The 25,802-nt window shown below is 62.7% G+C and carries 24 protein-coding genes and 2 pseudogenes; 16 read left to right on the top strand and 10 right to left on the bottom strand.

What is annotated here, in order from left to right; all coding sequences use genetic code 11:
- Positions 1–20 precede the first annotated feature (20 nt).
- The 5 genes from urtB (at position 21) to AC0L16_RS25875 (ending at position 5,070) form a co-directional block, all read left to right on the top strand.
- Entirely contained in the window at positions 21–1,637 is a 1,617-nt protein-coding gene (gene urtB / locus AC0L16_RS25895; protein ID WP_473624106.1) for an urea ABC transporter permease subunit UrtB, read from the top strand.
- On the top strand, positions 1,634–2,866 hold the full coding sequence (urtC, locus tag AC0L16_RS25890; protein ID WP_473624104.1) for an urea ABC transporter permease subunit UrtC: 1,233 nt from the start codon (positions 1,634–1,636) through the stop codon (positions 2,864–2,866). Before urtB ends, urtC begins: the two co-directional genes overlap by 4 nt.
- A gap of 3 nt (positions 2,867–2,869) precedes the next feature.
- The gene (gene urtD, locus AC0L16_RS25885) at positions 2,870–3,616 is read left to right on the top strand and encodes an urea ABC transporter ATP-binding protein UrtD (protein ID WP_473624103.1); all 747 of its coding nucleotides are present in this window, start codon (positions 2,870–2,872) and stop codon (positions 3,614–3,616) included.
- A gap of 69 nt (positions 3,617–3,685) precedes the next feature.
- Complete coding sequence (gene urtE, locus AC0L16_RS25880) at positions 3,686–4,381, top strand: urea ABC transporter ATP-binding subunit UrtE (protein WP_023801155.1); 696 nt, start codon at positions 3,686–3,688, stop codon at positions 4,379–4,381.
- A gap of 488 nt (positions 4,382–4,869) precedes the next feature.
- On the top strand, positions 4,870–5,070 hold the full coding sequence (locus AC0L16_RS25875; protein ID WP_473624102.1) for a hypothetical protein: 201 nt from the start codon (positions 4,870–4,872) through the stop codon (positions 5,068–5,070).
- 45 nt (positions 5,071–5,115) lie between these two features.
- On the opposite strand, the gene AC0L16_RS25870 is transcribed toward AC0L16_RS25875, so the two are convergent.
- The 6 genes and pseudogenes from AC0L16_RS25870 to AC0L16_RS25845 all read right to left on the bottom strand — a co-directional run bounded on the left by AC0L16_RS25870 (position 5,116) and on the right by AC0L16_RS25845 (position 11,984).
- Positions 5,116–5,922: a DUF72 domain-containing protein gene (locus AC0L16_RS25870; RefSeq protein WP_473624100.1), complete on the bottom strand. Its 807-nt coding sequence runs from the start codon at positions 5,920–5,922 to the stop codon at positions 5,116–5,118.
- A 187-nt stretch (positions 5,923–6,109) separates the two neighbouring features.
- Positions 6,110–9,031 carry an excinuclease ABC subunit UvrA gene (gene uvrA / locus AC0L16_RS25865; protein ID WP_473624099.1) on the bottom strand — a complete coding sequence of 974 codons (2,922 nt, stop codon included), beginning with the start codon at positions 9,029–9,031 and terminating at the stop codon, positions 6,110–6,112.
- A gap of 1,220 nt (positions 9,032–10,251) precedes the next feature.
- Positions 10,252–10,856 (bottom strand): annotated as a pseudogene (locus tag AC0L16_RS25860) (ATP-dependent Clp protease proteolytic subunit).
- 21 nt (positions 10,857–10,877) lie between these two features.
- Complete coding sequence (locus AC0L16_RS25855; protein WP_473624098.1) at positions 10,878–11,276, bottom strand: SRPBCC family protein; 399 nt, start codon at positions 11,274–11,276, stop codon at positions 10,878–10,880.
- Between the two features lie 61 nt (positions 11,277–11,337).
- Positions 11,338–11,517: pseudogene (locus tag AC0L16_RS25850) on the bottom strand (ArsR/SmtB family transcription factor); the annotation flags it as partial.
- 77 nt (positions 11,518–11,594) lie between these two features.
- Entirely contained in the window at positions 11,595–11,984 is a 390-nt protein-coding gene (locus AC0L16_RS25845) for a cupin domain-containing protein (protein ID WP_473624096.1), read from the bottom strand.
- Between the two features lie 221 nt (positions 11,985–12,205).
- Here AC0L16_RS25845 and AC0L16_RS25840 point away from each other — a divergent pair, with 221 nt between their 5' ends.
- Together AC0L16_RS25840 and AC0L16_RS25835 are read left to right on the top strand one after the other, a co-directional pair.
- The gene (locus AC0L16_RS25840) at positions 12,206–12,724 is read left to right on the top strand and encodes a single-stranded DNA-binding protein (protein ID WP_091593708.1); all 519 of its coding nucleotides are present in this window, start codon (positions 12,206–12,208) and stop codon (positions 12,722–12,724) included.
- A gap of 132 nt (positions 12,725–12,856) precedes the next feature.
- Complete coding sequence (locus AC0L16_RS25835; protein WP_473624095.1) at positions 12,857–13,282, top strand: OsmC family protein; 426 nt, start codon at positions 12,857–12,859, stop codon at positions 13,280–13,282.
- An 87-nt stretch (positions 13,283–13,369) separates the two neighbouring features.
- Here AC0L16_RS25835 and AC0L16_RS25830 read toward each other — a convergent pair whose 3' ends face one another.
- Complete coding sequence (locus tag AC0L16_RS25830) at positions 13,370–13,999, bottom strand: MarC family protein (protein ID WP_128168113.1); 630 nt, start codon at positions 13,997–13,999, stop codon at positions 13,370–13,372.
- Positions 14,000–14,329: 330 nt separating this feature from the next.
- Complete coding sequence (locus AC0L16_RS25825; protein ID WP_473624094.1) at positions 14,330–14,866, bottom strand: hypothetical protein; 537 nt, start codon at positions 14,864–14,866, stop codon at positions 14,330–14,332.
- An 85-nt stretch (positions 14,867–14,951) separates the two neighbouring features.
- Between AC0L16_RS25825 and AC0L16_RS25820 the strand changes: the two genes are divergently transcribed.
- Both AC0L16_RS25820 and gyrA read left to right on the top strand, forming a co-directional pair.
- On the top strand, positions 14,952–15,806 hold the full coding sequence (locus AC0L16_RS25820; protein WP_473624093.1) for a helix-turn-helix transcriptional regulator: 855 nt from the start codon (positions 14,952–14,954) through the stop codon (positions 15,804–15,806).
- Positions 15,807–15,998: 192 nt separating this feature from the next.
- Positions 15,999–18,809 carry a DNA gyrase subunit A gene (gyrA, locus tag AC0L16_RS25815; RefSeq protein ID WP_473624092.1) on the top strand — a complete coding sequence of 937 codons (2,811 nt, stop codon included), beginning with the start codon at positions 15,999–16,001 and terminating at the stop codon, positions 18,807–18,809.
- 58 nt (positions 18,810–18,867) lie between these two features.
- Here the strand turns inward: gyrA and AC0L16_RS25810 are convergent, their stop codons facing one another.
- Positions 18,868–19,020, bottom strand: coding sequence for a hypothetical protein (locus tag AC0L16_RS25810; RefSeq protein ID WP_473624091.1), 153 nt, complete (start codon positions 19,018–19,020; stop codon positions 18,868–18,870).
- Positions 19,021–19,356: 336 nt separating this feature from the next.
- On the opposite strand from AC0L16_RS25810, the gene coaD reads away from it, so the two are divergent.
- From coaD to tgt, 6 genes are all read left to right on the top strand, one after another.
- Complete coding sequence (gene coaD / locus AC0L16_RS25805) at positions 19,357–19,857, top strand: pantetheine-phosphate adenylyltransferase (RefSeq protein WP_027151950.1); 501 nt, start codon at positions 19,357–19,359, stop codon at positions 19,855–19,857.
- A gap of 74 nt (positions 19,858–19,931) precedes the next feature.
- A complete protein-coding gene (locus AC0L16_RS25800; protein WP_473624090.1) occupies positions 19,932–20,522 on the top strand; it encodes a peptidylprolyl isomerase in 591 nt (196 codons plus the stop codon).
- 28 nt (positions 20,523–20,550) lie between these two features.
- The gene (locus tag AC0L16_RS25795; RefSeq protein ID WP_473624088.1) at positions 20,551–21,063 is read left to right on the top strand and encodes a peptidylprolyl isomerase; all 513 of its coding nucleotides are present in this window, start codon (positions 20,551–20,553) and stop codon (positions 21,061–21,063) included.
- Entirely contained in the window at positions 21,060–21,458 is a 399-nt protein-coding gene (locus AC0L16_RS25790) for a hypothetical protein (RefSeq protein WP_473624087.1), read from the top strand. Before AC0L16_RS25795 ends, AC0L16_RS25790 begins: the two co-directional genes overlap by 4 nt.
- A 12-nt stretch (positions 21,459–21,470) precedes the next feature.
- Positions 21,471–22,583, top strand: coding sequence for a tRNA preQ1(34) S-adenosylmethionine ribosyltransferase-isomerase QueA (queA, locus tag AC0L16_RS25785; protein ID WP_473624086.1), 1,113 nt, complete (start codon positions 21,471–21,473; stop codon positions 22,581–22,583).
- A complete protein-coding gene (gene tgt / locus AC0L16_RS25780) occupies positions 22,580–23,707 on the top strand; it encodes a tRNA guanosine(34) transglycosylase Tgt (protein ID WP_473624084.1) in 1,128 nt (375 codons plus the stop codon). The genes queA and tgt overlap by 4 nt, the downstream gene beginning before the upstream one ends.
- A gap of 61 nt (positions 23,708–23,768) precedes the next feature.
- On the opposite strand, the gene AC0L16_RS25775 is transcribed toward tgt, so the two are convergent.
- Positions 23,769–24,968: a flavin-containing monooxygenase gene (locus tag AC0L16_RS25775; RefSeq protein ID WP_473624148.1), complete on the bottom strand. Its 1,200-nt coding sequence runs from the start codon at positions 24,966–24,968 to the stop codon at positions 23,769–23,771.
- A gap of 532 nt (positions 24,969–25,500) precedes the next feature.
- Between AC0L16_RS25775 and AC0L16_RS25770 the strand changes: the two genes are divergently transcribed.
- Positions 25,501–25,737, top strand: coding sequence for an Lrp/AsnC ligand binding domain-containing protein (locus AC0L16_RS25770; RefSeq protein WP_095492825.1), 237 nt, complete (start codon positions 25,501–25,503; stop codon positions 25,735–25,737).
- Positions 25,738–25,802 lie beyond the last annotated feature (65 nt).

The raw sequence follows: 25,802 nt of genomic DNA, 5'->3' as shown, positions 1-25,802 counted from the left end.
TCAAGAGCCGCCAGAAATCGATGATCCTCACCCGCGCGATCGGCCTGACGCTGCTGCTCCTCCTGGGAATGCTGTCGCCGTCGAACGCTGCCGAAGCGGATCTGCGCGCCGTCATCGCCAAATTTGCCACTGCCTCTAATTTCTCGGCCACCGAAGCTGTCGTGCGCGAGCTCGCCGCCACCGGTGATACTGCCGTCGAACGTCCGCTTGGCGCGCTTGCCGAGGGCGATCTCTACGTCCGCAAGGCCGATTCGCTGGTTTTCATCGGCAAGGCAGCTGGCGGCAGCGTTGAGCTGCTCGACCCGCTGAGCGGTGAAAAATCCGGCGACGCGGCCAAAAGCGAGATTACCAAGATCAAAGTCAACAACACGCTGCGCCGCGCCATCCGCGATGCGCTGGGCACGCTGACGCTCGGCGCAAAAGATCCGGCCGCGCGCATTGCCGCCGCCGACACCATGTTCAAGACGCCCGACGCGACAAACATCGAGCCGCTCGATGCCGCAATCGCCAGCGAGACCGTGGCAAGCGTCAAAGCGCTGCTCGAACAGGCCCGCGCCGCATCATTTCTAGTGTCCGACAGGCCGGAGACCGACAAACTGGCGGCGGTCGCGCTGATCGGCGGGCGCGGCGATCGCAACGCGCTGTCCCTGCTCACTGCCGTCGAGGCCAGTTCCGAAGGCGCGGTCAAGGACGCGGCGACCGCGGCGATCGCCAACATCAACTCGACGCTGGCGCTGTGGGATGCCGGCCAGAACATCTGGTACGGCATTTCGCTCGGATCGGTGCTGCTGCTGGCGTCGATCGGCCTCGCCATCACTTTTGGCGTCATGGGCGTCATCAACATGGCGCATGGCGAAATGGTCATGCTCGGCGCCTACACGACCTTTGTCGTGCAGGAGGTGATCAGAAACTCCTTTCCCGGCCTGTTCGACTGGTCGCTGGTCATCGCGCTGCCGCTCGCCTTCTCGGTCGCGGCGCTCGTCGGCCTCGTCATCGAGCGGGGCGTGATCCGTTTCCTCTACGGCCGGCCGCTGGAGACGCTGCTGGCGACATGGGGCGTCTCGCTCATCCTGCAGCAGGCCGTGCGCACTATCTTCGGGCCGACCAACCAGGAGGTCGGCAATCCGTCGTGGATGTCGGGTTCGTTCGGCATCGGCCAGCTTGCGGTGACCTGGAACCGGCTCTGGATACTGGTATTCGCGCTCGGCGTGTTCGCGGTGCTGCTTTATGTGATGAAGCGCACGCCCTGGGGCCTGCAGATGCGCGCCGTCACCGCCAATCGCCGCATGGCCGCTTCGATGGGCATCAGGACGCCGTGGGTCGACGCGCTGACCTTTGCCTTGGGATCCGGCATTGCCGGCATCGCCGGTGTCGCGCTCAGCCAGATCGACAATGTCTCGCCCAATCTCGGCCGCGGCTACATCATCGACAGCTTCATGGTCGTCGTCTTCGGCGGCGTCGGCAATCTCTGGGGCACGCTGGTCGGCGCCTTCTCGCTCGGCATCGTCAACAAGTTCCTCGAACCCTATGCCGGGGCGGTTCTCGGCAAGATCGTCGTGCTGGTCCTCATCATCCTGTTCATCCAGAAACGCCCGCGTGGCCTGTTCGCGCTGAAGGGCAGGTCGGTGGAAGCATGATCACGGGACGCTTCTTCGCCGCCGGCGCCGACCGCCGCATCGCCATCACGATCTTCATCCTTTTGGCGGTCGCCATCATCGTGCCGCTGCTCAATCTTGCGGTCTCGCCGACGAGTGCGTTCTACGTGCCGTCCTATGTCGTCGCGCTCACCGGCAAGTATCTCTGCTATGCGCTGCTCGCCTTGGCGCTCGATCTCGTCTGGGGCTATTGCGGCATCCTTTCGCTCGGCCACGGCGCTTTCTTCGCGCTCGGCGGCTATGCGATGGGCATGTATCTGATGCGCCAGATCGGCTCGCGCGGCGTCTACGGCAATCCGCTGCTGCCGGACTTCATGGTGTTCCTGAATTATGGGGAATTGCCGTGGTTCTGGTACGGTTTCGACCATTTCTGGTTTGCCGCGATCATGGTGCTTGCGGTGCCCGGCCTGCTCGCCTTCGTCTTCGGCTGGTTCGCCTTCCGCAGCCGCGTCACCGGCGTCTATCTGTCGATCATCACCCAGGCGATGACCTATGCGCTGCTGCTTGCGTTTTTCCGCAACGACATGGGTTTCGGCGGCAACAACGGCCTGACCGACTTCAAGGATATTCTCGGCTACAACGTGCAGGCCGATGCGACGCGCTCGGCATTGTTCGCGGCCAGCGCCGTCATGCTGGCGCTCGCCGTCTTCGTCACCTGGGCGATCGTCGGTTCCAAATACGGCAAGCTGCTGATGGCGGTGCGCGACGCCGAGAGCCGCACGCGCTTTCTCGGCTGGCGGGCGGAAAACGTCAAACTGTTCGCCTTCACCGTGTCGGCTGTCATGGCCGGCATTGCCGGCGCGCTCTACGTGCCGCAGGTCGGCATCATCAATCCAGGCGAGTTCGAGCCGTCCAATTCGATCGAGGTCGTGGTATGGGCGGCCGTCGGCGGACGCGGCACCCTCGTCGGGCCCATCATCGGCGCGCTCGTTGTCAACGCCGGCAAATCCTGGTTCACCGGCGTGCTGCCGGCGTTCTGGCTGTTTGCGCTGGGCGGACTGTTCGTCGCCGTCACGCTGTTCCTGCCAAAGGGCATTGTCGGCATGTGGGATTCCTGGCGCGGCAATGCCAGGGCGCTGCGCGCAGCCTCGATCAATGAGGAGTCCGGCACAGATCCTGCCGTCCCGCCACCGCCGAAGATCGTTCGCTCGGCTGCGAGAACGCCTGGCGACTGGTCCGCGTCGGGCCCCGAACCGCAGCCGGCGGAGTGAGCGATGTCGAAGAGCAACACCATCCTCTATCTCGACGGCGTCTCAGTTTCCTTCGACGGCTTTCGCGCCATCAACAATTTGTCGCTGGTGCTCGACAAGGGCGAGATGCGGGCGATCATCGGTCCGAACGGCGCCGGCAAGACCACGATGATGGACATCGTCACCGGCAAGACGCGCCCCGACGCGGGCGAGGTTTACTTCGACGGGCAGGTCGACCTGACCAAACATGACGAGGCCGAGATCGCCATGATGGGCATCGGCAGGAAATTCCAGAAGCCGACGGTCTTCGAAAGCCACACGATCGAGGACAACCTGATGCTGGCGCTGAAGGGCCCACGCTCGATCTTCCCGGCACTGTTCCATCGCCGCTCGGCGGCGGAGGCGCGGCAGATCGACGACATCCTCGGCATCATCCGGCTCGGTGACAAGCGCGACGAGCTCGCCGCCAATCTCAGCCACGGACAGAAGCAATGGCTCGAGATCGGCATGCTTTTGGCGCAGGATCCGAAGCTGCTTTTGGTCGACGAACCGGTCGCCGGCATGACCGACGCCGAGACCGAGGAGACCGCGCGGCTGCTTAGGGATATTGCTCGCGACCACTCGGTCATCGTCATCGAGCACGACATGCATTTCGTGCGCGAGCTCGGCGTCAAGGTCACCTGCCTGCACGAAGGCTCGGTGCTTTCCGAAGGCTCGCTCGATTTCGTTTCGGCCGACGAACGTGTCGTCGAAGTCTATCTGGGGAGATGATCATGGTCTGGCGCGTTCCGTTCCATCATTTCGATCTTTCGTTCTTCAGGCGCTGGAGAAGGCGCTGACATGCTCGAAGTCTCCAACGCCACGCTCCACTATGGCGCCGCCCAGGCGCTGCGTGGCGTCTCGCTGAAGGCCGGCGCCGGCAAGATCACCTGCGTGCTCGGCCGCAACGGCGTCGGCAAAACCAGTTTGATGAGATCGATCGTCGGCCACCACCGGCTGACGAGCGGAAGCGTTGCCTTCGAGGGGAAGGCGCTCGACCGGAGCGCGGCGTATGATCGCGCCCGGTCGGGCATCGCATTCGTGCCGCAGGGCAGGGAGATCTTCCCGCTGCTCACCGTGCGGGAAAACCTCGAATCGGGCTTTGCGCCATTGAAGCGCGCCGACCGCAACATTCCCGGCCACGTCTTCGAATTGTTCCCAGTGCTGAAGCAGATGCTCGCGCGCCGCGGCGGCGACCTGTCCGGAGGCCAGCAGCAGCAGCTTGCCATTGGCAGGGCACTGGTAATGCGGCCGAAACTGCTGGTGCTCGACGAGCCAACCGAGGGCATCCAGCCGTCGATCATCAAGGATATCGGCCGCGCCATCCGCTATCTGCGCGACCAGGCAGATATCGCGGTTCTGCTGGTCGAACAGTATCTCGATTTCTGCCGGGAACTGGCCGACGAGGTCAACATCATGGACCGCGGCTTGATCGTCCACACCGGCCCGGCCGAGGATCTCGACCGGGCGGATGTGAGGAAGTTCCTGACCGTTTAGCGCAGACCCTCGAGATTAGCCGAACCATCTCTCTCTCTCTCTCTCTCTCTCTCCCGTCGTCATCCTGGGGCGAAGCAAGGAGCGAAGCGACGCGGCGCAGACCCCAGGATCCATGCCGTGCCGTCAGCCAAGGAGTGCAGCGGTCAAGATAGCCCCGTTCTCCGGCGCACCCATCCTGGATTCTGCCCCGTGGCGACGCCCAGAAGTTACGGCATGGATCCTTGGGTCTTCGCTCCGCTTCGCGTCGCTGCGCCCAAGGATGACGAAATCACGAGGGGCTGCTCAGTCTTTCCTGAACGCCTCTGGCGCGCTGAAGATTGCATGCTAGGATTTACTTGGCCTTGTTGAGTCGGCCGCTTTCCGTATCAGTCTCGTCGACAGATCAAGGCGAGGGCGCAGGCTCAGCCGGCACGTTCCGTGCAAGCAGTCCCCTTCCGGCGATCTGATCGTTGTCAAACGCATTTGGGGCACTTGGGCCAGGGCAGCCGATGGAACGTTACCTCGAGGACCACCAGAAACGACGGCTTACCGAGCGCGTCGACATCATGACCGCCATCGATATTCTGAAATCGCAAGGATACGACCACGACGAACTGATCGCGGAGCTCACCAAAGTGTTCTTCGTCGATCTCGACACCTACAATGAGATCGTCCTGGTTGATCGAGATTCCGGTGAGCGCGCCGCATAGCCGGTCCGTTTAGGAGTCGGCCAGGCGGATCGCCCACAGCGGGCGTCAGCCTGTGACGCGCTTCATCAGCGCCATGGCGCCGGACGGCGCGCGGGCCTTGCCTTCGGTGATGAAGTAGACGAACACATCACGCGGTTTGACCGATGCTTCGGTTGAGGGATCGGCGCGCGGCAGGTCGGCCGGCGCCTTGCCCTGCGCCCAGGTCTTTGCCCGCGCCGCCCATTCGTCGAGCGCCTTTGGCGTGTAGCAGTCGGGATTGTCGTCGCTGCCGGTCTGCAGCCGGACGTAGACGAAATCGCCGGTGGCGTCGGCGATTGCTGGATATTTGGCGTGGTCGGCATAGACGATCGCGACCTTGTATTTGCGCGCCAGGGCGGCGAATTCCGGCACGGCGAAGCTGTCGTTGCGCACCTCGACCGCATGGCGCAGCGCAACGCCGTCCTGCTTTTCAGGCAACAGCTTGAGGAAAGCCTCGAAATCGTCCGCGTCGAATTTTTTGGTTGGCGCGAACTGCCACAGGATCGGCCCGAGCTTGTCGCCGAGTGCGGCGAGGCCCGACCCCAGGAAACGCATCATCGACTCGCCGGCCTCACCGAGCACGCGGCGGTTGGTGACGAAACGGTTGCCTTTCAGCGAATAGACGAAACCATCCGGCGCCTCGTTTGCCCACTTGACGAAGGTCGGCTCCTTGAAACTCGAATAATAAGTGCCGTTGACCTCGATAGTGGGCACCTGCCGGGTCGCGTATTGCAGCTGCTTCGCCTTGGACAACTTGTCCGGGTAAAAGGACGTGTCCCATGGCTCGAAGGTCCAGCCGCCCATGCCGGCGCGGATTTTTCCAGATTGAGTCACTGTCGTCCTCCCGGGTTGAAATAGATCAGGCCGATCGTTTCCCCAGCTTTAGCCATGTCGAAAAGCGGATTGGGCGTAGGGCGGCGCATAGGCGACTTGCGTCAGCCGGACGACAGCATCAAGATCACCGGCAAACGTTCTTCTGATCTTCATTTGAAGGTTCTCTCAAACGCCAGCCAGCCTTCACTCACTCCGCCGCTTCGCGCTTGCCTCCGGGCCGCCGCTCCAAAAGTTCCCTAAGGAACTGGCCGGTGTAGCTGCGTTTTTCACGGACGATATCCTCCGGCGTGCCTGAGGCCACCAGCTCGCCGCCGCCGTCGCCGCCTTCGGGACCGAGGTCGAGCACCCAGTCCGCGGTTTTTATCACCTCGAGATTGTGCTCGATGACGACCACCGTGTTGCCTTGGTCGACCAGTTCGTGCAGCACTTCCAAGAGCTTGGCGACGTCGTGGAAATGCAGGCCGGTGGTCGGCTCGTCGAGGATGTAGAGCGTCTTGCCGGTCGCCTTGCGCGACAGTTCCTTGGCCAGCTTGATGCGCTGCGCCTCGCCGCCCGACAAAGTCGTCGCCTGCTGGCCGACATGGATGTAGCCGAGGCCGACCTGTTTCAGCGTCTCCAGCTTGTCGCGCACGCCGGGCACTGCGGCGAAGAAATCGACGCCTTCTTCGACCGTCAAGTCGAGCACATCGGCAATCGACTTGCCCTTGAACAGGACGTCGAGCGTCTCTCTGTTATAGCGCTTGCCGTGGCAGACGTCGCAGGTGACGTAGACGTCGGGCAAAAAGTGCATCTCGATCTTGATGACCCCGTCGCCCTGGCAGGCCTCGCAGCGGCCGCCCTTGACGTTGAACGAGAAGCGACCTGGCTGATAGCCGCGCGCCTTGGATTCCGGCAGGCCGGCGAACCAGTCGCGGATCGGCGTGAAGGCGCCGGTATAGGTGGCGGGATTGGAGCGCGGCGTCCGTCCGATCGGCGACTGGTCGATATCGATGACCTTGTCGAGGAATTCGAGGCCCTCGATGCGGTCGTGCTCGGCCGGGTGCTCGCGCGAACCCATGATGCGGCGCGACGCCGCCTTGAACAAGGTCTCGATCAGGAAGGTCGACTTGCCGCCGCCGGAGACGCCGGTGACGGCGGTGAAGGTGCCGAGCGGGATTTCGGCGGTAACGTTCTTCAGATTGTTGCCGCGCGCGCCGACGATCTTCAGGCGCCGGTTCTTCTTGGCCTCGCGCCGCACCGCCGGCGTCGCCACTTCGAGCTCGCCGGACAGATATTTGCCGGTGATAGAGGCGGGGCTGGCCATGATCTGCTGCGGCGTTCCCTGCGCGATGATGTGGCCGCCGTGGATGCCGGCGGCCGGGCCGATATCGACGACATAATCGGCATGCAGGATGGCGTCTTCGTCATGCTCGACGACGATCACCGTGTTGCCGATGTCGCGCAAATGCTTCAGCGTGTCGAGCAGGCGCGCATTGTCGCGCTGGTGCAGGCCGATCGACGGCTCGTCCAGCACATAGAGCACGCCGGTGAGGCCGGAGCCGATCTGCGAGGCCAGCCGTATGCGCTGGCTCTCGCCGCCCGACAGCGTGCCGGAATTGCGCGACAGCGTCAGGTAGTCGAGCCCGACATCGTTGAGGAAACGTAGCCGCTCGCGGATTTCCTTGAGCACGCGCACCGCGATCTCGTTCTGCTTGTCGCTGAGCGCGGCGGGCAGTTCGGTGAACCATTGGTCGGCCTTGCGGATCGACAGCTCGGTGACCTCGCCGATGTGCTTGCCGGCAATCTTCACCGCAAGCGCTTCCGGCTTCAGCCGGTAGCCGCGACAGGCCGGGCAAGGCGTGGCCGACATGAAGCGCTCGATCTCCTCGCGCATCCAGGCAGATTCGGTTTCCTTCCAGCGCCGTTCGAGATTGGGGATGACGCCTTCGAAGGTCTTTGTCGTCTGGTAGGAGCGCAGCCCGTCATCGTACTGGAAAGTGACCTCGCGCTCGCCGGTGCCGTGCAGGATGGCATGCTTTGCCTCTGCAGTCAGGTCGCGGAACTTGTCGCCGAGCTTGAAGCCATAAGCCTTGCCCAGCGCCTCGAGCGTCTGCACGTAATAGGGCGAGGTCGATTTCGCCCATGGGCTGACGGCGCCGGCGCGCAGCGACAGATTGTCGTCGGGCACGATCAGGCTGGCGTCGATGGCGCGCTGGCTGCCGAGGCCGTCGCAGGTCGGGCAGGCGCCGAACGGGTTGTTGAAGGAGAACAGCCTAGGCTCGATCTCGGGAATGGTGAAGCCGGACACCGGGCAGGCGAATTTTTCGGAGAACAGGATGCGCTCATGCGTCTCGTTCTTCGACTTGTTGACCGAATCCTCGCCGGTCTGGCTGGCGTCGAGCGCCCGGTCGGCGAATTCGGCCACCGCCAGCCCGTCGGCGAGCTTCAGCGCGGTCTCGATGGAATCAGCAAGCCGCGTCGCCAGATCGCCGCGCACGACGATGCGGTCGACGACGACGTCGAGGTCATGCTTGTACTTCTTGTCCAGCGCCGGCACGTCGGCGATTTCGTAAAAGACGCCGTCGACCTTGACGCGCTGAAAACCCTTTTTCTGCAGCTCCAGCAGTTCCTTGCGGTATTCGCCTTTGCGGCCTCGCACCATCGGCGCCAGGATGAACAGACGGGTGCCTTCCTCGACCGCCAGCACGCGGTCGACTATCTGCGACACCGTCTGGCTCTCGATCGGCAAGCCGGTGGCCGGCGAATAGGGGATGCCGACGCGCGCGAACAGCAGCCGCATGTAGTCGTAGATCTCAGTGACGGTGCCAACCGTCGAACGCGGGTTCTTCGACGTGGTCTTCTGCTCGATGGAGATGGCCGGCGACAAGCCGTCGATCTGGTCGACATCAGGCTTTTGCATCATTTCGAGGAACTGCCGCGCATAGGCCGACAGGCTCTCGACGTAGCGGCGCTGGCCCTCGGCATAGATGGTGTCGAAAGCGAGCGACGACTTGCCTGACCCCGACAGGCCGGTCATGACGATCAGGCTGTCACGCGGCAGGTCGAGATCGACATTCTTCAGATTGTGTTCGCGCGCCCCGCGAATCGAAAGATATTTATGGTCGGCCATCGCCGGTCGCCGCCTCAGATCTGGAATCTCGTGGGATGGCGGGTTGTCCCGGCCATCTCCCATGTAGGTATTTTCGCCACCGTTTCGAGAGAACTCTCGACCAAGCCTTTAACCGTCTTTCGCGCGGGCGAGCAAGCGGAAAGAACAAAGGCCGAACACGCTCCTGACAAATGCGTCCATGTAGTCCACAGCCGATGTCGCGCTGCTTAAAACGGATGCAAATTTCGGATTCGCCACACAAGCGATCACGTTTTGGTAAATCGGCTATCCAACTGTTGACGTCTCGGGCTCAGGGGGGCAGACTCCAAACGTCACCGAAGCCGACCGTCTTTCGATGGCCTCGCCGCCCCAAGGTGGCCTGCGAGACGCCGCAGGCTTTTGCGATATGCGCTTCGGACGACACCAGTCGCAATGGACAGAAAAGGAGAGCAGAGGAATGACTCCACCGGACAGTCCCTTGAGGCTCCACGTGTCGCTGGAGCCGCGGCAGGCATAAGTGCCAGGGCCAGGCGTTTTGCGCCGCCCGACAAACCGTGACCTGCCGATCCCATTAAAATCAGAGACTACTAGTCGGATCGTCGGCTGAATGCCGCGAAGCATCCGAAATCAAAAGCCGGCAGTGTACTCCCGGCCAGTTTGGATTTCAGATCCAAAAAAGCCCCGACCGTTTGCGGAAGCAGCGGCGGGGCTGTTCATTTCAGAGCCGCAAGCGCACGAGTGCCTGGCACTTCTGACATTGTGGCAGCGATGGTCGATGTCCTATCGCCGGGGGCGGGTAATAGCGGTCTTGCCTTCTCCCCTTACAAGCAGGGCTGTCCGGGGAAAGTTCTTGTGCAGCTCGGACGAGTCTTTGGGCGGTGCATTGCAACCCCGAAGGGTATGGCCCGCGTCCGTTTCGTCGTTCGACCGGTGCGCATGCGGAAAGAGAAGCACCGCTCGGGGTCCAAAAGTCGAAAAATGCAATCGATGCGAGTCGTCCGCAGCCCGGTATGCAACCGAAAAACTTTCCCCGGACAGCCCTGCCTTACAAGGGGAGAAGGGGGAGCCTGCCGTGCCGGAGGTAATCGCCGCGACGGCGATACCGATAATCGGCCGGTTCAAGCAAACGCGTGAAATCCTGGACATCGGCGGACTGTATCGCCGCACTCTGGCCGACGCCAGACCGGTGGCGATCAAACTGGCCGAACGGCTTGGTTTTTATCGCTCATGGCGTTCGGCTTTCAAGCCGCCTGTTTGCGCGTATCGAAAACATGATCGACAAGGCCCCAGGTCTTTGCCTCCGCGGCGGTCATGAAATGGTCGCGGTCGAGCGTGCGTTCGACCTCTTCGCATGTGCGACCGCAATGGTGCGCGTAAAGCTCGGTCATGCGCCGCTTGGTCCTGAGGATGCCTTCGGCGTGGCGCTGGATGTCGGAGGCCTGGCCCTGGAAACCACCTGACGGCTGATGCAGCAGGATGCTGGTGTTGGGCAGCGCGATGCGTCGCCCCGGTGTGCCGGCCATCAGCAGGAACGAGGCCATCGAGGCGGCAAGCCCATGCAGACGGTGGATACCGGACTGCTTATATACTGCATCGTGTCGTAGATCGCGAAGCCGCTGGTCACCACGCCGCCTGGCGAGTTGATGTAGAGCGATATCTCCTTGTCCGGGTTGTCGGATTCCAGCGACAGAAGCTGGGCACAGACCAGCGCCGACACATTGTCGTCGATCGGACCGTTGATGAAGACGATGCGCTCGCGCAGCAGCCGCGAGAAAATGTCGAAGGCGCGTTCGCCGCGGCTCGACTGCTCGATCACCATCGGCACCAGATTGGCAAAACCGCTCATCGCTTTTCTCCGTTGTGCCGCTCAGGCCGCGCGCAGGGAGAGGCGAGGCGTGTTTGCGGCCATGATCTGTCTGGGGCTGTGTGCGTTGAGCGAAAGCCGGCAACCGGCGCCGGCAACCGCAGGCGTAGCTACTCGCGCAAATCCGTCGTGGACGATGCGCAGATGCGTGCCGCCCGACACTGTGCGGTCGAGCGTGAAGGTGACGATGCTATCCATTGGGCTATCCAGCGGGCTGGTGAGCGGATGCGCTGTATTGCCAGGCGCCGGCCGCTCCCGCCAGGAGTAACGCAGCAGGCGTTCGGGCTCGGCGTCGAGAATTTCGCACTCGATCGGTGCATCCGCCTTGGCAAAGGCAAAGCGGCTGCCGATCTCCGGCTTGATGTCGTTCGGCATCATCCAGGCCGCGAGCAGGTCCGGCACCGTCAGCGCCCGCCACACTTTTTCCGGCGGGTGCGGAAGTTCGCACTCGAACTCGATCGAGTCTGCCGCCGTGTCTGAATGCTACGCCGCGCAGCACTGCGAGATGCTGCGAGACGGCCGGTTGCGACACGCTCATGCCGCTGCACAGTTCCGATACGGTCATCTCGCCGGCGGCGAGCCGTTCGTAGACGGCGCGGCGCGTCGGGTCGGATAGCGCTCGAAAAATCTCGGCTTCGATCATGATAGAAGCATAAGTCGACACTTATTGATTTGGCAAGCGGTGCTTTAGGATGGCGGTGTTTTAGGCAGGGAGCTGTTTTACAGGCTCGTTAGAAGCCAGTGTCTCACCATCTCGGGGGACCCGTCGAACGTCGCCTCGAAAATTGGAGACGCGAGCACGGCGTGGATATGAAGCATTTCTGAGCCGACGTTTCGGAAGCCATGTTTGCTGTGCGCGGGAACAACAAGGGACTGCCCGGGAATCAAGACGACACGCTCCTCATCGATCCACATTTCGGCCTTGCCAGCGATCACGGTAAGCACTTCCTCGACCGGGTGCCAATGTGTCGGGGCGCCAACCCAGGGCTCGACCCATTGTTCAAATATGCAAAGTTGAGCTGCGCCGTTGCGGGCCGAGACGTGCATGCGGGTTTGTACTCCCGCTCGCCACTCTTCTTGCGGCTGGTCCTCATGTGCAACTGCCTTCATTGTGTTCAACCTTCGATCCCGGCGGCCAGATATCGTGGAATTTCCAGGCCCAAGATACTACTTGTTGCTGACATTCCTTGACAATAAGGGTCAAATGAGACTAGAACGAAAAGAGAACAAAAACCTTGTGGGAAAAGCCAGCCACGGCAGGCGGGGATTGTCCGCAGTCTATAAGGTGAGAGCGAGAAAAATTTGTTTTCGGATGAGCGTGGAGAAGTGTCATGGCGGGTAGCGTCAACAAGGTCATTCTGGTGGGCAATCTCGGGGCGGACCCGGAAATCCGCCGTTTGAATTCGGGTGAGCCGGTCGTCAATATCCGCGTCGCCACGTCGGAAAGCTGGCGCGACAAGACTTCCGGCGAGCGCAAGGAAAAGACCGAGTGGCACAATGTCGTGATCTTCAACGAGCAGCTCGCCAAGGTCGCCGAGCAGTATCTGAAGAAGGGTGCGAAGGTTTATGTCGAGGGCCAGTTGCAGACGCGCAAATGGCAGGACCAGACCGGCAATGACCGCTACACGACCGAAATCGTGCTGCAGAAGTTCCGTGGCGAGCTGCAGATGCTCGACGCACGCGGGCAGGGCGAGGGCGGTCAGGTCGGCAGCTACGCCGGTGGCGGCAGCAGCCGCGGTTCCGATTTCGGCCAGTCCGGCCCGGGCGAGAGTCTCAATCGCGGCGGCGGTGGCGGCAACAAGGGTGGCGGCGGTTCGTCGCGCGAACTCGACGACGAAATTCCGTTCTGATCCCTCGGTGCGAGCGGCTCTGCACGAGCTGACAACCAGCTACTTGAGGCCACGCATTGGCGTCCCGAAAATCTGTCTCGGATTTTCGGGACGTTGTGCGTTTGAGCGGTGCACGGTGAAAGGACGTATCAGGTGAAAGCACGGATCAAATGGGTCGAGGAGCGCACTTTCGTCGGCGAGTCCGGCAGCGGTCACAAGGTGGTGCTTGGGACCGCGTTCGGACCGGATGGCAAGACGCCGGGGCCAAGCCCGATGGAACTGGTGCTGCTCGGCACCGGCGGCTGCTCGGCCTATGATGTCGTCCACATCCTCGAAAAGGGGCGCGAGGCGGTCGAAGACTGCGTGGTCGAACTCGATGCCGACCGGGCGGAGAAGGAGCCGCGGGTGTTCACCCGCATCCATATGCATTTCATCGTCAAGGGCCGAGCGCTTTCGCATGACAAGGTCAGACGGGCAATCGATCTTTCGATCGAAAAATACTGCTCGGCCTCGGCGATGATCGCCAAGACTGCCGAGATCACCCACGACTTCGAAGTTATTGATACGACGGCTAAGTAGGATAGCGCCCGCCAGTGGCGGTTCGTGGCGCGAGCGGGGAGCCGAAAATGACGGCCTCGGCAATCAAGCGCGAGGCCGCTTTCATTTTCATGCCGCCATCAACGCCTTGACGCCGTCGGCGACGAACTGCACGGCGAGCGCCGCCAGGATGACACCGAGCAGCCGTGTCAGGATCGAGCGGCCGGTCTGACCGAGGACCCGGTCGATGCGCTCGGCCAGCACGAACACCAGATAGGTGATGACAAGGCAGATCGCGATGATGCCGACAAGGGCTGCCTGCGCACCAAAACCTGGAAACGAGCCGGACAGCAGGACGGTCGCTGAAATTGCGCCCGGACCGGCGATCAGCGGGATCGCCAGCGGAAAGGCGGCGATGTTGTGGATCATGTCCTTGGTGATGGCGACGTCGCCGATCTTCTCCTTGCGGTCCTGCCGGCGCTCGAACACCATTTCGAAGGCGATGAAGAACAGCAGGAACCCGCCGGCGACGCGGAAGGCCGGCAGCGTGATGCCGAACACCGACAGGATCGATGCGCCGGCGATTGCAAACAGCGCCATCACCAGGAAAGCGATGATCGAGGCGCGCACGGAAACCTGGTTGCGCTCCTCGCGGTTCATGCCGCGCGTCACGGCGAGGAAGAGCGGCGCCAGGCCGGGCGGGTCGATGGTCACCAGAATGGTGACGAACGCGTTGAACAGGCTGTCGAAGCTCGGCATCTCTGACCCTCCCCGCCGGGCCGTGCCCGAGAGCCTGCATTGGTAGAGCAAAGCCGGGGTGGTGGAAACTGGTGGAGAAAACTGCCCGCGTGCCGGAAATCTTCTGATGTCGGCGGGACAGCACCCCCCTCTGGCCTGCCGGCCATCTCCCCCGCAAGGGGGGAGATGGCAGCTCAGCTAGCCGCGCCATCTTGTTCAACGTTGGAGATTTGGCGTAGGCCGATGTGATATCCGATCTTCCCCCTTGCGGGGGAGATGTCCGGCAGGACAGAGGGGGTGGGAAGGATCGCTGCGGCTCTCATTTCGCACCGCTGCGTTCCTCGGTACCCATTAACTTCCACTCGCGCGCCGCGCCAGGAACTCGACTTCGAGCCGCCAGGTCACGCCATCGTCCTGCGAGCGTTCGCCCAGCCAGCGGAAGGAGTTTTCGGTAATCCGGGAAAAACTCCAGCGCACCGAAGCGCCGGTGCCGTCGGCGCCTTGCTGGACGATGGTGTCGCCCTCGTCGCGGCCGAGCTGGCGGCTGTAATACTGGGTGCGCGGATCGCTCCAGAAGATATGCCAGGCATCGACGCCGGGGTCATAGACGCGCAGTGTCGTGCCATAGAAGGTCCATTTGCCGAGCGAGCCCTGTGCGCCAGTGTTCCGCGCGGGCAAGATCCATACGTCCTGGATCGCGCGGCCCTCGAGCACCCAGCCGAAATGCACCTCGCCACGCCCGGTCAACACCTGGCCGTCTTCGAGATGGCGCGTGGCATCGAACGTCCAGGCGCCGACGAAGCGGCCGTAAAGATCCAGTTTCTCGGCAAGGCCTGCGGCTGGCCCGTCACTGTGCAAGGCTTCGGCAAAGGAAGATGAATTGAACATAGTTTCTGCCCACATTGTCAGGAGACCGGGAAGAATCGGCCTTGGCAGTCTTCTTGCGCTTGGGAAAAATTGCTATGTTTCGGCCATGACGACGAGCGTGCATACACTGGCGTCCGGAAAAGGCTGGCGGGTGTCGGACGTGGTCTGCACCGCCGGCGCCGCTGATCGCCCGTTCGAGGAAGAGCATCGCAACTTCTGCGTCGCCGTGGTGACCAACGGCACCTTCCGCTACCGCGCACGCCAGGGCACGGCGATGCTGACGCCGGGTGCGCTCCTGCTCGGCAACGCTGGCACTTGCTACGAGTGTGGGCACGAGCATGGCGCCGGCGACCGCTGCATCTCCTATCATTTCAGCCCGGCCTATATGGAGCAGATCGCCGCCGACATGCCGGGCGCGAAGAAGCTGGCCTTCGAGGCGCCGCTTCTGCCGCCCTTGCCGGCGCTGGCACGGCTGCTGGCCGACGCGGAAGCCGCGCGCGAGATGGCCGATATCGAGGCGTTCGAGGAACTCGGACTGCGGATTGCCGGCGCAGCCGTCGCCTCCGGTATCACGCCCGCTGCCCGGTCACCGAGCCGCCGCGATCAGAAACGCGTCGCGGAGGCGGTGCGGCGCATCGAAAAGGATGCCGAAAGGCCGGTCTCGCTCGCCGAGCTTGCAAGCGAAACGGCAACCAGTCCTTACCATTTCCTGCGCAGCTTCCGGCATGTCGCGGGCATGACGCCCTACCAGTTCGTGCTGAAAACCCGGCTGCACAGGGCGGCGGTGCGGCTGCGCATGTCGGACGAGGCGATCTCGACGATCGCCTTCGAGGCCGGGTTCAACGATTTGTCGACCTTCAACCGCCGTTTCCGCCGCGTGATGGGGGAGGCGCCCGGCGCCTACCGGCTCCGGCAGCAGGGCGACAAATCGCCGAGCGCAACCGCCGTCCCGGCTTTGTGAGGCAAAAAATTGGCCTGACAATGAGCTTTGCCCCGGCGGCCGCGAAAGCGCCTCGGCCATATCGTCGCAATCAGTGATATCCTTTTGAAATCACCACAAAAATCGCCACTGGAAAACTGCCGTGGACGTTGGAGTTTCGACCCGGCTTCCTATATAAGCACCAAGTGATTCCCGATTAGATTGTGACCTGATTTGACCGACCAGAAGACACCGCGCGGCGCCGACGGCGGCCCGACCGGCATCGAGCCGATATCCATTATCGAGGAGATGCAGCGCTCCTATCTCGATTACGCGATGAGCGTGATCGTCAGCCGTGCGCTGCCCGACGTGCGCGACGGGCTGAAGCCGGTGCATCGCCGCATCCTCTACGCCGCCCACGAGAGCGGCTATCACTGGAACCGCAAATATGTGAAGTCGGCCCGCCCGGTCGCCGACGTGATGGGTAAATACCATCCGCATGGCGACGCCTCGATCTACGACGCCTTGGTGCGGATGGCGCAGGACTGGTCGCTGCGCGTGCCGCTGATCGACGGGCAGGGCAATTTCGGCTCGATCGACGGCGATCCGCCGGCGGCGATGCGTTACACCGAATCGCGGCTGACCAAGGTCGCGCATGAGCTGCTGGAAGACATCGACAAGGACACCGTCGATTTCCAGGACACTTATGATGCGTCCGGCAGCGAACCGAAAGTCCTGCCGGCTCGCTTCCCGAACCTGTTGGTCAACGGCTCCGGCGGTATCGCCGTCGGCATGGCCACCAACATCCCGCCGCACAATCTGGGCGAGGTCTGCAACGGCGCCATTGCCCTCATCGACAATCCGGCGATCGATCTGCCGGCGCTGATGGAGATCATTCCAGGGCCGGATTTCCCGACCGGCGGCATCGTGCTCGGCCGTTCCGGCATCTACAGCGCCTATTCGACCGGCCGCGGCTCCATCGTCATGCGCGGCCGCGTCAACGTCGAGGCGCGCGGCAACGACCGTGAATCGATCGTCATCACCGAGGTTCCCTATCAGGTGAACAAGTCGTCGATGATCGAGAAGATGGCCGAGCTGGTGCGCGACAAGCGCATCGAGGGCATTTCCGACATCCGCGACGAGAGCGACCGCCAGGGCTACCGTGTCGTCATCGAACTGAAGCGCGACGCGGTCGCCGACGTCATCCTCAACCAGCTCTACCGTTTCACGCCGCTGCAGACGTCGTTCGGCGCCAATATGGTGGCGCTGAACGGCGGCAAGCCGGAATTGCTGACGCTGACCGACATGCTGAAGGCGTTCGTCGCCTTCCGCGAGGACGTGATCAGCCGGCGCACGAAATTCCTGCTGCGCAAGGCGCGCGACCGTGCCCATGTGCTGGTCGGCCTTGCCATTGCCGTCGCCAACATCGACGAGGTGATAAAGCTGATCCGCACCGCGCCGGATCCGCAGACGGCGCGCGAGCAGTTGATGGAGCGGCGCTGGCCCTCTGGCGACGTTGAATCGCTGATCCTGCTGATCGACGATCCGCGCCACCGCATCAACGATGACGGCACCTACAATTTGTCCGAGGAACAGGCGCGCGCCATCCTCGAACTGCGCCTGCAGCGGCTGACCGCGCTCGGCCGCGACGAGATCGCCGACGAGTTGAACACGATTGGCGACGAGATCAAGGATTACCTGGACATCCTGTCGTCGCGCGCCCGCATTCAGCAGATCGTCAAGGACGAGCTTGCCGCGGTGCGCGACGAGTTCGGCACGCCGCGCCGCACCGAGCTGTCCGAGGGCGGGGCGGATATGGAAGACGAGGACCTAATCCAGCGCGAGGACATGGTCGTGACGGTCAGCCATTCCGGCTACATCAAGCGTGTGCCGTTGTCGCTCTACCGGGCGCAGCGCCGCGGCGGCAAAGGCCGCTCCGGCATGTCGACCAAGGAAGAGGATTTCGTCACCCGGCTGTTCGTCGCCAACACGCACACGCCGGTGCTGTTCTTCTCCTCGCGTGGCATCGTCTACAAGGAAAAGGTGTGGCGCCTGCCGATCGGCAACCCGCAGTCACGCGGCAAGGCGCTGATCAACATGCTGCCGCTGGAGCAGGGCGAACGCATCACCACCATTATGCCGCTGCCTGAGGACGAGACCAGCTGGGGCGAACTCGACGTGATGTTCGCCACGACGCGCGGCACGGTGCGCCGCAACAAGCTGTCGGACTTCGTCCAGGTCAACCGCAACGGCAAGATTGCCATGAAGCTGGAAGAGGAAGGCGACGAGATACTCGGCGTCGAGACCTGCACCGACAATGACGACGTGCTGCTGACCGCAAGCTCCGGCCAGTGCATACGCTTTTCGGTCAGCGACGTGCGCGTCTTCCAGAGCCGCAATTCGGTCGGCGTGCGCGGCATCGCCATGGCTGCCACCGACCGGGTGATCTCGATGGCGGTGATCGAACATGTCGATGCGTCGCCGGCCGAGCGCGCCGCCTATCTCAAGCGGGTGGCGGCCGAACGGCGGCTCGCCGCCGGCATTGCGGCGGGCGAGGACGAAGACTTCCAGCTCACCAATGAGGAGGTCGGCGAGGAGACGGAGCTTTCCGACGAGCGCTACGAATTCCTCAAGGCACACGAGCAGTTCGTGCTGACGGTGACGGAATATGGCTACGGCAAGCGCTCGTCTTCCTATGATTTCCGCCAGATAGGGCGCGGCGGCAAGGGTATCCGCGCCACCGATGTGTCGAAAGTGGCTGAGATCGGCCGCCTGGTGGCGACTTTCCCGGTCGGCAATGACGACCAGATCATGCTTGTCTCGGATGGCGGCACCGTCATCCGCGTGCCGGTCAACGGAATTCGCTTCGCCAGCCGCGCCACCAAGGGCGTGACAATCTTCAACACAGCTGACGGCGAGAAGGTCGTTTCGGTGGAGCGGATAACGGAACCGCAGTCGGACGAGGAAGCCGAAGAGAGCGTCGAGGGCGACGCAACCCTGGATACCGGTACTGAAGGCGCTGGCCCGGACAACAACGTCGACTAGGCCTTGATTGGGGAGTGCCGGCCCGTGGGACCGGCGCCGTCAACAGATAGCGGCCGGTTCAGAAGTGGCGATAAGGCTTGCGGATACCGAAGCCTTCGAACCGTTTGGTATTGGCCTTGGCGCGGACACGCCCTGCTTCCTGATGCAGCCCGAATACGGTGGCGATCAGCATGGCGACGGTCATTGCGGTGGCGAGCATGTAGATCAGCATGTGCGTGTTCTCCTGCACCTAGCAACGATCAAATGGGGTTTTGGTTTCATCTTCTGAAGCTGCAATCTAATGAACGCTGCGTGAAGCCTTCGTGATCGGCCCATTCATTGGTCGTTCATCTCGGCCAAAAGGTTCACTCAAAGCGCATCGCGATTATCGTGGCTCAAGCGATGCGCTTAGAAGTCCCGTTTAGGTGGATGCCGTTGTTCCAAAGCCGCTGCGCACCCTCGGGTCAGGCCCTGGGGCAGGCCCAAGGCAGGCTTTTGCGGCGACGTGCATCGGCGACTCGCTGATCGGATTGCCTTTGCCAGAGAGGCTCGCTAGAAGCACCCTGCCATGACCGAACGCATCGCCCTTTATGCCGGCTCCTTCGACCCGCCGACCAACGGCCATCTCGACGTGCTGAAGGCGTCGCTGGCCGTGGCAGACACCGTCTATGCGGCGATCGGCATTCATCCCGGCAAGAAACCGCTGTTTTCATTCGAGGAGCGGGTCGGCCTCATCGAAGCTGCGACGAAGGCCGAATTCGGCCGCGACGGCGCGCGCATCAAGGTCGTCGCTTTCGACGGGCTGGTCATCGACGCTGCCAGGAAGCAGGGCGCCTCGATCATGATCCGTGGCCTGCGCGACGGCACCGATCTCGACTACGAGATGCAGATGGCCGGTATGAACGAGACCATGGCGCCGGAACTGCAGACGGTTTTTCTGCCCGCCAGCCCTTCGGTGCGAACCATTACCGCCACACTTGTCCGTCAGATAGCCTCGATGGGCGGCGACATCCGCCCCTTCGTGCCGGCGGCCGTGGCTGGCGCGCTCACCGCCAAATTCGCGAAATAATGCATGTCGCCTAAAGTGGAACCCGGTTTGGGGCAACGACATGCGTGAAACAAAGGTTTTCGGAGAAAGATCCCATGCAGCTCAAAAGGCTCGCCACCTGCTTTGTCGTTGTTTTCGGTCTTGTGACCGCATCCGTTTCGGCGTTCGCCGCCGAACCGGAAAACACGATGATCATCACGCTGAAGGACGGCGACGTGACCATCGCGCTCAGGCCCGATCTCGCGCCGAAGCATGTCGAGCAGATCAAGAAGCTGGTGCGCCAGGGCGCTTATGACAACGTCGCTTTCCACCGTGTCATCGACGGCTTCATGGCGCAGACCGGCGACGTGAAGTTCGGCAACATGAAGAACGGCTTCAGCGCCGACGCAGTCGGCACCGGCGGTTCCGATCTTCCCGACCTGCCGGCCGAATTCTCGAAGACCGAGCGCTATCAGCGCGGCGTGGTCGGGATGGCCCGCTCGCAGGACCCGGATTCCGCCAATTCGCAGTTCTTCATCATGTTCGCGCCGGCGCCGCCGCTCGATGGCCAGTACACCATCGTCGGCAATGTCGAGAACGGCATGGAGTTGGTGGACAAGATCAAGAAAGGCGACACAGCGCAGAACGGGGTCGTCACCGATCCCGATCGCATGATCAAGGTGCGCATCGCCGCCGACGGCAAGTAAACCCATTTATTTCAAAGGATATTCTGACATGGCCGAGATCAAGGACCGCGAGAACGCACTCATCATGGAAACGACCAAGGGCACGGTCGTCATCGAACTGTTTCCCGATCTGGCGCCTGGCCATGTCGGCCGCATCAAGGACCTGGCGCGCGAAGGCGCTTATGACGGCGTGGTGTTCCACCGCGTCATCGACGGTTTCATGGCGCAGACCGGCGACGTGAAATTCGGCAATTCCAGCAAGCCCTCTTTCGCACCGGCGCGCGCCGGCACCGGCGGCTCCGACAAGCCCGACCTGAAGGCGGAGTTCTCCAACGCCAATCACGGCCGCGGCACCTGCTCGATGGCGCGCTCGCAGAACCCGAACTCGGCCAACTCGCAATTCTTCATCTGCTTCGACGATGCCGCCTTCCTCAACCGCCAATACACGGTCTGGGGCCAGGTCATCGAAGGCATGGACAATGTCGACAAGATCAAGCGCGGCGAGCCGGTGCCGGATCCCGACAAGATCGTGTCGCTGAAGGTCGCGGCAGACGTGAAATGACCTCCTGGGCTGTCGCGGCTATCACTCTGATGCTTGCCGCGGCGGCCGCTCCGGCGCTGGCGACGGAATCGATCGTTTGCAGCGCTGAAGGCGACGCAGCATCGATCGACGTCCTGATGGGGCACACTGCCGTCATCGCGGTTGCGCGTGTATGGCTTGATGCCGGCGGCAGGAACTGGACCACCGACAGTCAGCCGGGTTCGACGAAAGTCATCGTCGGACAGGCATTCGAGGACGACCAGCACGTGGCGATCGATCTCACCGACGAGGGCATCAGCTCGATCGTCGCCAAATTGCGACTGGTCAAGGCCAGGGAACAGTCCAATTCCGCAATGGGCGGCACGCTGAGCATCGACGGTGTTGGCGCCTGGGCGGTGTCCTGCCCGGAATTTTGAGGCGGGATTTTCTTGCGCGTCGATCTTTTCGACTTTGATCTGCCGGAAGAGCGCATCGCGCTTCGACCGGCAGAACCGCGCGACAAAGCCAAAATGCTGGTTGTCAGGCCGGGTGAGGGCCTCGAAGACCGGACGGTGCGCGAGCTGCCGTCGCTGCTCGAGACCGGTGACGTGCTGGTCTTCAACGATACCAAAGTCATTCCGGCACAGTTAAAGGGCATCAGGCGGCGCGGCGAAGCGGCGGCGCAAATCGAAGCCACGCTGCACATGCGGGTGGCGCCGGACCGCTGGCTGGCTTTCATGCGGCCGGGCAAGCGCATCGTCGCCGGTGACCGCATCCATTTCGGCCATGACGCCAGTTCCTGCTTTCTCGGCCAGCTCGATGCCACCGTGATCGAGAAGGGCGAGGCCGGCGAGGCTTTGCTTGGTTTTGACCTCTCAGGTCCGTTTCTCGACGAGGCGCTGCACGCCGTTGGCCACATTCCGCTGCCGCCTTATATCGCTTCGAAGCGCGACGACGACGAGCGCGACCGCAGCGACTACCAGACGATCTATGCCAAGGAGGAGGGGGCTGTGGCGGCCCCCACTGCCGGTCTGCATTTCACGCCCGAGCTTTTCGCCGCGCTCGATGCCAAGGGCGTCGAGCAGCGCTTCGTCACCCTGCATGTCGGCGCCGGCACGTTCCTGCCGGTGAAAGTCGACGACACCGCCGACCACAAGATGCATGCCGAGATCGGTTCGGTCAGCCCGGAAACCGCCGAGGCGCTGAACGCGGCAAAGGCGCGTGGCGGGCGCATCATCGCCGTCGGCACGACGTCGTTACGGCTGCTGGAGAGCGCCGCGCGGGAGGACGGCACGCTGGCCGGATGGTCGGGTCCGACCGACATCTTCATCACGCCCGGCTATCGCTTCAAGGCCGCCGACATGCTGATGACCAATTTCCATCTGCCGCGCTCGACGCTGTTCATGCTGGTTTCGGCGTTTTGCGGTCTGGAAACGATGCGTGCGGCCTATGCGCATGCCATCGAGAACCGCTACAGGTTCTACTCCTACGGAGATGCAAGCCTGCTGTTCAAGCAGGAGAACGATGGACGCGCGCCCGGTATAGAACAAGGAATTCAATGACTAAAGCGTTCACCTTCAAGGTGCTGGCGACCGACGGCAAAGCGCGGCGTGGCTCCATCACCATGCCGCGCGGAGAAATCCGCACGCCGGCCTTCATGCCGGTCGGCACCGGCGGCACGGTCAAAACCATGTATATGGATCAGGTGCGCGGCGTCGGCTCGGACATCATCCTTGGCAACACCTATCATCTGATGCTGCGGCCGGGCGCCGAGCGTGTGGCGCGGCTTGGCGGTCTGCATGAATTCGCCCGCTGGCCGCATCCGATACTGACCGACAGCGGCGGCTTCCAGGTGATGTCGCTGTCGAAGCTGAGGAAACTGACCGAAAAGGGCGTCACCTTCCGCTCCCATATCGACGGCGCCGCCTATGAGATGTCACCCGAGCGCTCGATCGAAATCCAGGGACTGCTCGGCGCCGACATCCAGATGCAGCTCGACGAATGCACCGCGCTGCCGGCCATGGAGAAAGAGATCGAGCGGGCGATGGAGCTGTCGCTGCGCTGGGCCGAGCGTTGCAGGACGGCGTTCGGCGACCAGCAGGGCAAGGCGATGTTCGGCATCGTCCAGGGCGGCGACATAGCGGCCCTGCGGCTGCGCTCGGCGCAGGCGCTGAAAGCGATGGACCTCAAGGGCTACGCGATCGGCGGGCTGGCGGTCGGCGAGCCGCAACCGGTGATGCTCGAAATGCTCGACATCACCTGCCCGGAGCTGCCGGCGGACAGGCCGCGCTATCTGATGGGTGTCGGCACGCCTGACGACATATTGAAATCGGTGGCGCGCGGCATCGACATGTTCGATTGCGTGATGCCGACACGCGCCGGCCGTCATGGCCTCGCCTATACAAGGCGCGGCAAGGTCAATCTGCGCAACGCCCGCCATGCCGACGATCCGCGGCCGCTGGACGAGGAGAGCGACTGCCCGGCCGCTAGAGATTATTCACGCGCCTACCTGCACCATCTGGTTCGCTCGCAAGAGGCGCTGGGGGCGATGCTTCTGACCTGGAACAATCTTTCCTACTATCAGAAGCTGATGCAGGACATTCGTGCCGCCATCGAAGCAGGCGCCTTTGAGGCGCGGGCGGCAGAGATTTCCGAGGGCTGGGCGAAGGGAGATATCCCAGTCTGACGTTTGGTGTCCTCGACACGACCTCGCGATCCACTCTAGGCGTTCTTGCCAGTGGGCCCACTCATCTTTTGACGATGTGGTCCACCATCTGGCACGCCTCCTTGGCAACGGCTGGTATGGTGCCTGACTTCCGCGTTGACGCAAAATCGAGGCCGGCGAAATAGAGTCCTGGAAGGGTGCCGATACCATCCTCGTGTACGGGCTGGCCCGCCGCATTGAGGGCGCCGGGAAGCTTCACCCATGAGAAGTCGCCCGAGAAGCCGGTGCACCAGATTACCGATGAAATGCCGCTTGCGGCCAACTCGATGGAGCGGATCGGCGGATCAGCCAAACGTGGCGCAACCGTTTCGGCTGGATCATCCTCAGCCGCCGGCGCATCGAGTCCGGCGCGCTCGATGTACTCGTCGATCACCCGCTTCGCGTCCGCCGAGGCCTGGTCTGCGAAGCGCATGTGGTCGCCGACCTCGTCGCCGAAGGTGAGGTTGCCGTTCACAACGCCCCCGAAACGGCCGAGCAGCACCACCCCTTGCGTGCTCAGCGATTGCAGGCTGATCGTGTGGGTTGCCCCGAGCAGTGGACGCCTCGGCAGCCTGCCGCTTTCCACGATGAGGTCCCGGCGCGGGACGTCGGCAAAGCCGGATACAGTGAGCCAGTTGAACGAGTCGCCGCCGCGATAGCGGCGTACCAGGCGCCCGGTGCGGCTCGTCGCCAGAAACACCCGACGTCCGGCATGCACCAGATCCTCGGCAATCTGGCCGCCCGACTGGCCACTCCCGACCACCAGCACGGCGCCGTCAGCGAGCTCGGCCGGGTTGCGATAGGCAGAGGAATCGACCTGGCGAACTGCCGTCGGCAAGTCGGACGACCAAGGCGGTCGGATCTGGCGGCTCTGGTTGCCGGTTGCAATCACGATCGTACGAGCCAGAAGCGTCTCGCGATCAGTCGTGACTCGGTAGGCTCCGTCTTCTCGATTCAGCTGCTCAACCGCCATTCCGGTGCGCACCGGCAATCGGTGCCGGTCAACATAGCCTTCCAGATAGGCGACGAATCCGTCGTGCGTTATCGCGCCCCAAGGGTCCAGCCCGTCGTAGGAATCGCCGGGTAGTATGCTGCGTATATTTGTCGAGTTCAGCCGGAAGGAGTCCCAGCGCTGCGTTCGCCACGTCTCTCCTATTCGGCCTCGCTCGAGAATATGGTGCGCGCAGCCACGTTGTTGCAGGAAATAGCTGACGCCAAGCCCGGCCGAGCCAGCGCCTATCACGACCGCATCAAGAATCCCTCTCACGCCTTCCCGCCCCCCGCCGCCAAAATGATAATCGCATCAGAGGGCAAACGGCACCCCGCTAACCCTAGAAATGCGGCAGCATACCGCGAAGAGCTAATTTAGGGAAAGGAACGAAGCCACCACCGAGGGCAAATGCCTCCAAACCTTTTGTCGGCCGTATCAACGACCCGCCAATACTTTCTAACTACCGGTGTCGTCTGCCGATGACTGAAATCGAGCGCAGTGCAAATGGCAGATCTTGGCATTATGTTCATGAAGCTGTCGATGGTCGGAAAGATGCGCTTCACGTTCGGGGGGCGAAGCTGTAGGCGGCGGCACCGTCATCGGCGATGAAGGGCTTCAGCTCATTTGTCGATGGTTGCCTGGGCTGCCTTGACTTCCGGCGGCGCTTCACGGTTTCAGCACCAGCGAAGATTCGCCGTTCGGCTCCAGTTAAGCTTGCTTGAAAGCCGGGCGGCAGTCTGCCACAAGGGCCGCCTATGCGTGAAAGCTGAGCAGGAACCGGGCAATGAAGGCATTTTTCGTGCAGATAAAGTGCGATCTGGGCAAGTCCTATGACGTTGCCGGCGCGTTGGCCGATGCCGAGATCGCCTCGGAGATATACTCGACAGCCGGCGACTACGATCTGCTCGCCAAATTCTACGTCGACGACGAGGAAGACATCGGCCACTTCGTCAACGAGAAGGTGCAGATTCTTCCCGGCATCAAGGACACGTTTACGGTCGTCACCTTCCGCGCGTTCTGAGCGGCGCCTGCCACCTGCCCGGGCACAAGGCAAAGCCTGACCCAGCCATATCGGCGCTGCCCTAA

It is taken from the genome of Mesorhizobium sp. WSM4848, assembly GCF_055811375.1.
Note: the sequence above shows the minus strand (reverse complement) of the source record. Positions and strands in the feature narration are given on the sequence as shown.

Bases quoted from the DNA above. Each gene is read 5' to 3' on its own strand.
- urtB (WP_473624106.1), top strand. From the start codon at position 21: ATGATCCTCACCCGCGCGATCGGCCTGACGCTGCTGCTCCTCCTGGGA.
- urtC (WP_473624104.1), top strand. From the start codon at position 1,634: ATGATCACGGGACGCTTCTTCGCCGCCGGCGCCGACCGCCGCATCGCC.
- urtD (WP_473624103.1), top strand. From the start codon at position 2,870: ATGTCGAAGAGCAACACCATCCTCTATCTCGACGGCGTCTCAGTTTCC.
- urtE (WP_023801155.1), top strand. From the start codon at position 3,686: ATGCTCGAAGTCTCCAACGCCACGCTCCACTATGGCGCCGCCCAGGCG.
- AC0L16_RS25875 (WP_473624102.1), top strand. From the start codon at position 4,870: ATGGAACGTTACCTCGAGGACCACCAGAAACGACGGCTTACCGAGCGC.
- uvrA (WP_473624099.1), bottom strand. From the start codon at position 9,031: ATGGCCGACCATAAATATCTTTCGATTCGCGGGGCGCGCGAACACAAT.
- AC0L16_RS25845 (WP_473624096.1), bottom strand. From the start codon at position 11,984: ATGAAGGCAGTTGCACATGAGGACCAGCCGCAAGAAGAGTGGCGAGCG.
- AC0L16_RS25840 (WP_091593708.1), top strand. From the start codon at position 12,206: ATGGCGGGTAGCGTCAACAAGGTCATTCTGGTGGGCAATCTCGGGGCG.
- AC0L16_RS25830 (WP_128168113.1), bottom strand. From the start codon at position 13,999: ATGCCGAGCTTCGACAGCCTGTTCAACGCGTTCGTCACCATTCTGGTG.
- AC0L16_RS25825 (WP_473624094.1), bottom strand. From the start codon at position 14,866: ATGTTCAATTCATCTTCCTTTGCCGAAGCCTTGCACAGTGACGGGCCA.
- AC0L16_RS25820 (WP_473624093.1), top strand. From the start codon at position 14,952: ATGACGACGAGCGTGCATACACTGGCGTCCGGAAAAGGCTGGCGGGTG.
- AC0L16_RS25810 (WP_473624091.1), bottom strand. From the start codon at position 19,020: ATGCTGATCTACATGCTCGCCACCGCAATGACCGTCGCCATGCTGATC.
- coaD (WP_027151950.1), top strand. From the start codon at position 19,357: ATGACCGAACGCATCGCCCTTTATGCCGGCTCCTTCGACCCGCCGACC.
- AC0L16_RS25800 (WP_473624090.1), top strand. From the start codon at position 19,932: ATGCAGCTCAAAAGGCTCGCCACCTGCTTTGTCGTTGTTTTCGGTCTT.
- AC0L16_RS25795 (WP_473624088.1), top strand. From the start codon at position 20,551: ATGGCCGAGATCAAGGACCGCGAGAACGCACTCATCATGGAAACGACC.
- AC0L16_RS25790 (WP_473624087.1), top strand. From the start codon at position 21,060: ATGACCTCCTGGGCTGTCGCGGCTATCACTCTGATGCTTGCCGCGGCG.
- tgt (WP_473624084.1), top strand. From the start codon at position 22,580: ATGACTAAAGCGTTCACCTTCAAGGTGCTGGCGACCGACGGCAAAGCG.
- AC0L16_RS25770 (WP_095492825.1), top strand. From the start codon at position 25,501: ATGAAGGCATTTTTCGTGCAGATAAAGTGCGATCTGGGCAAGTCCTAT.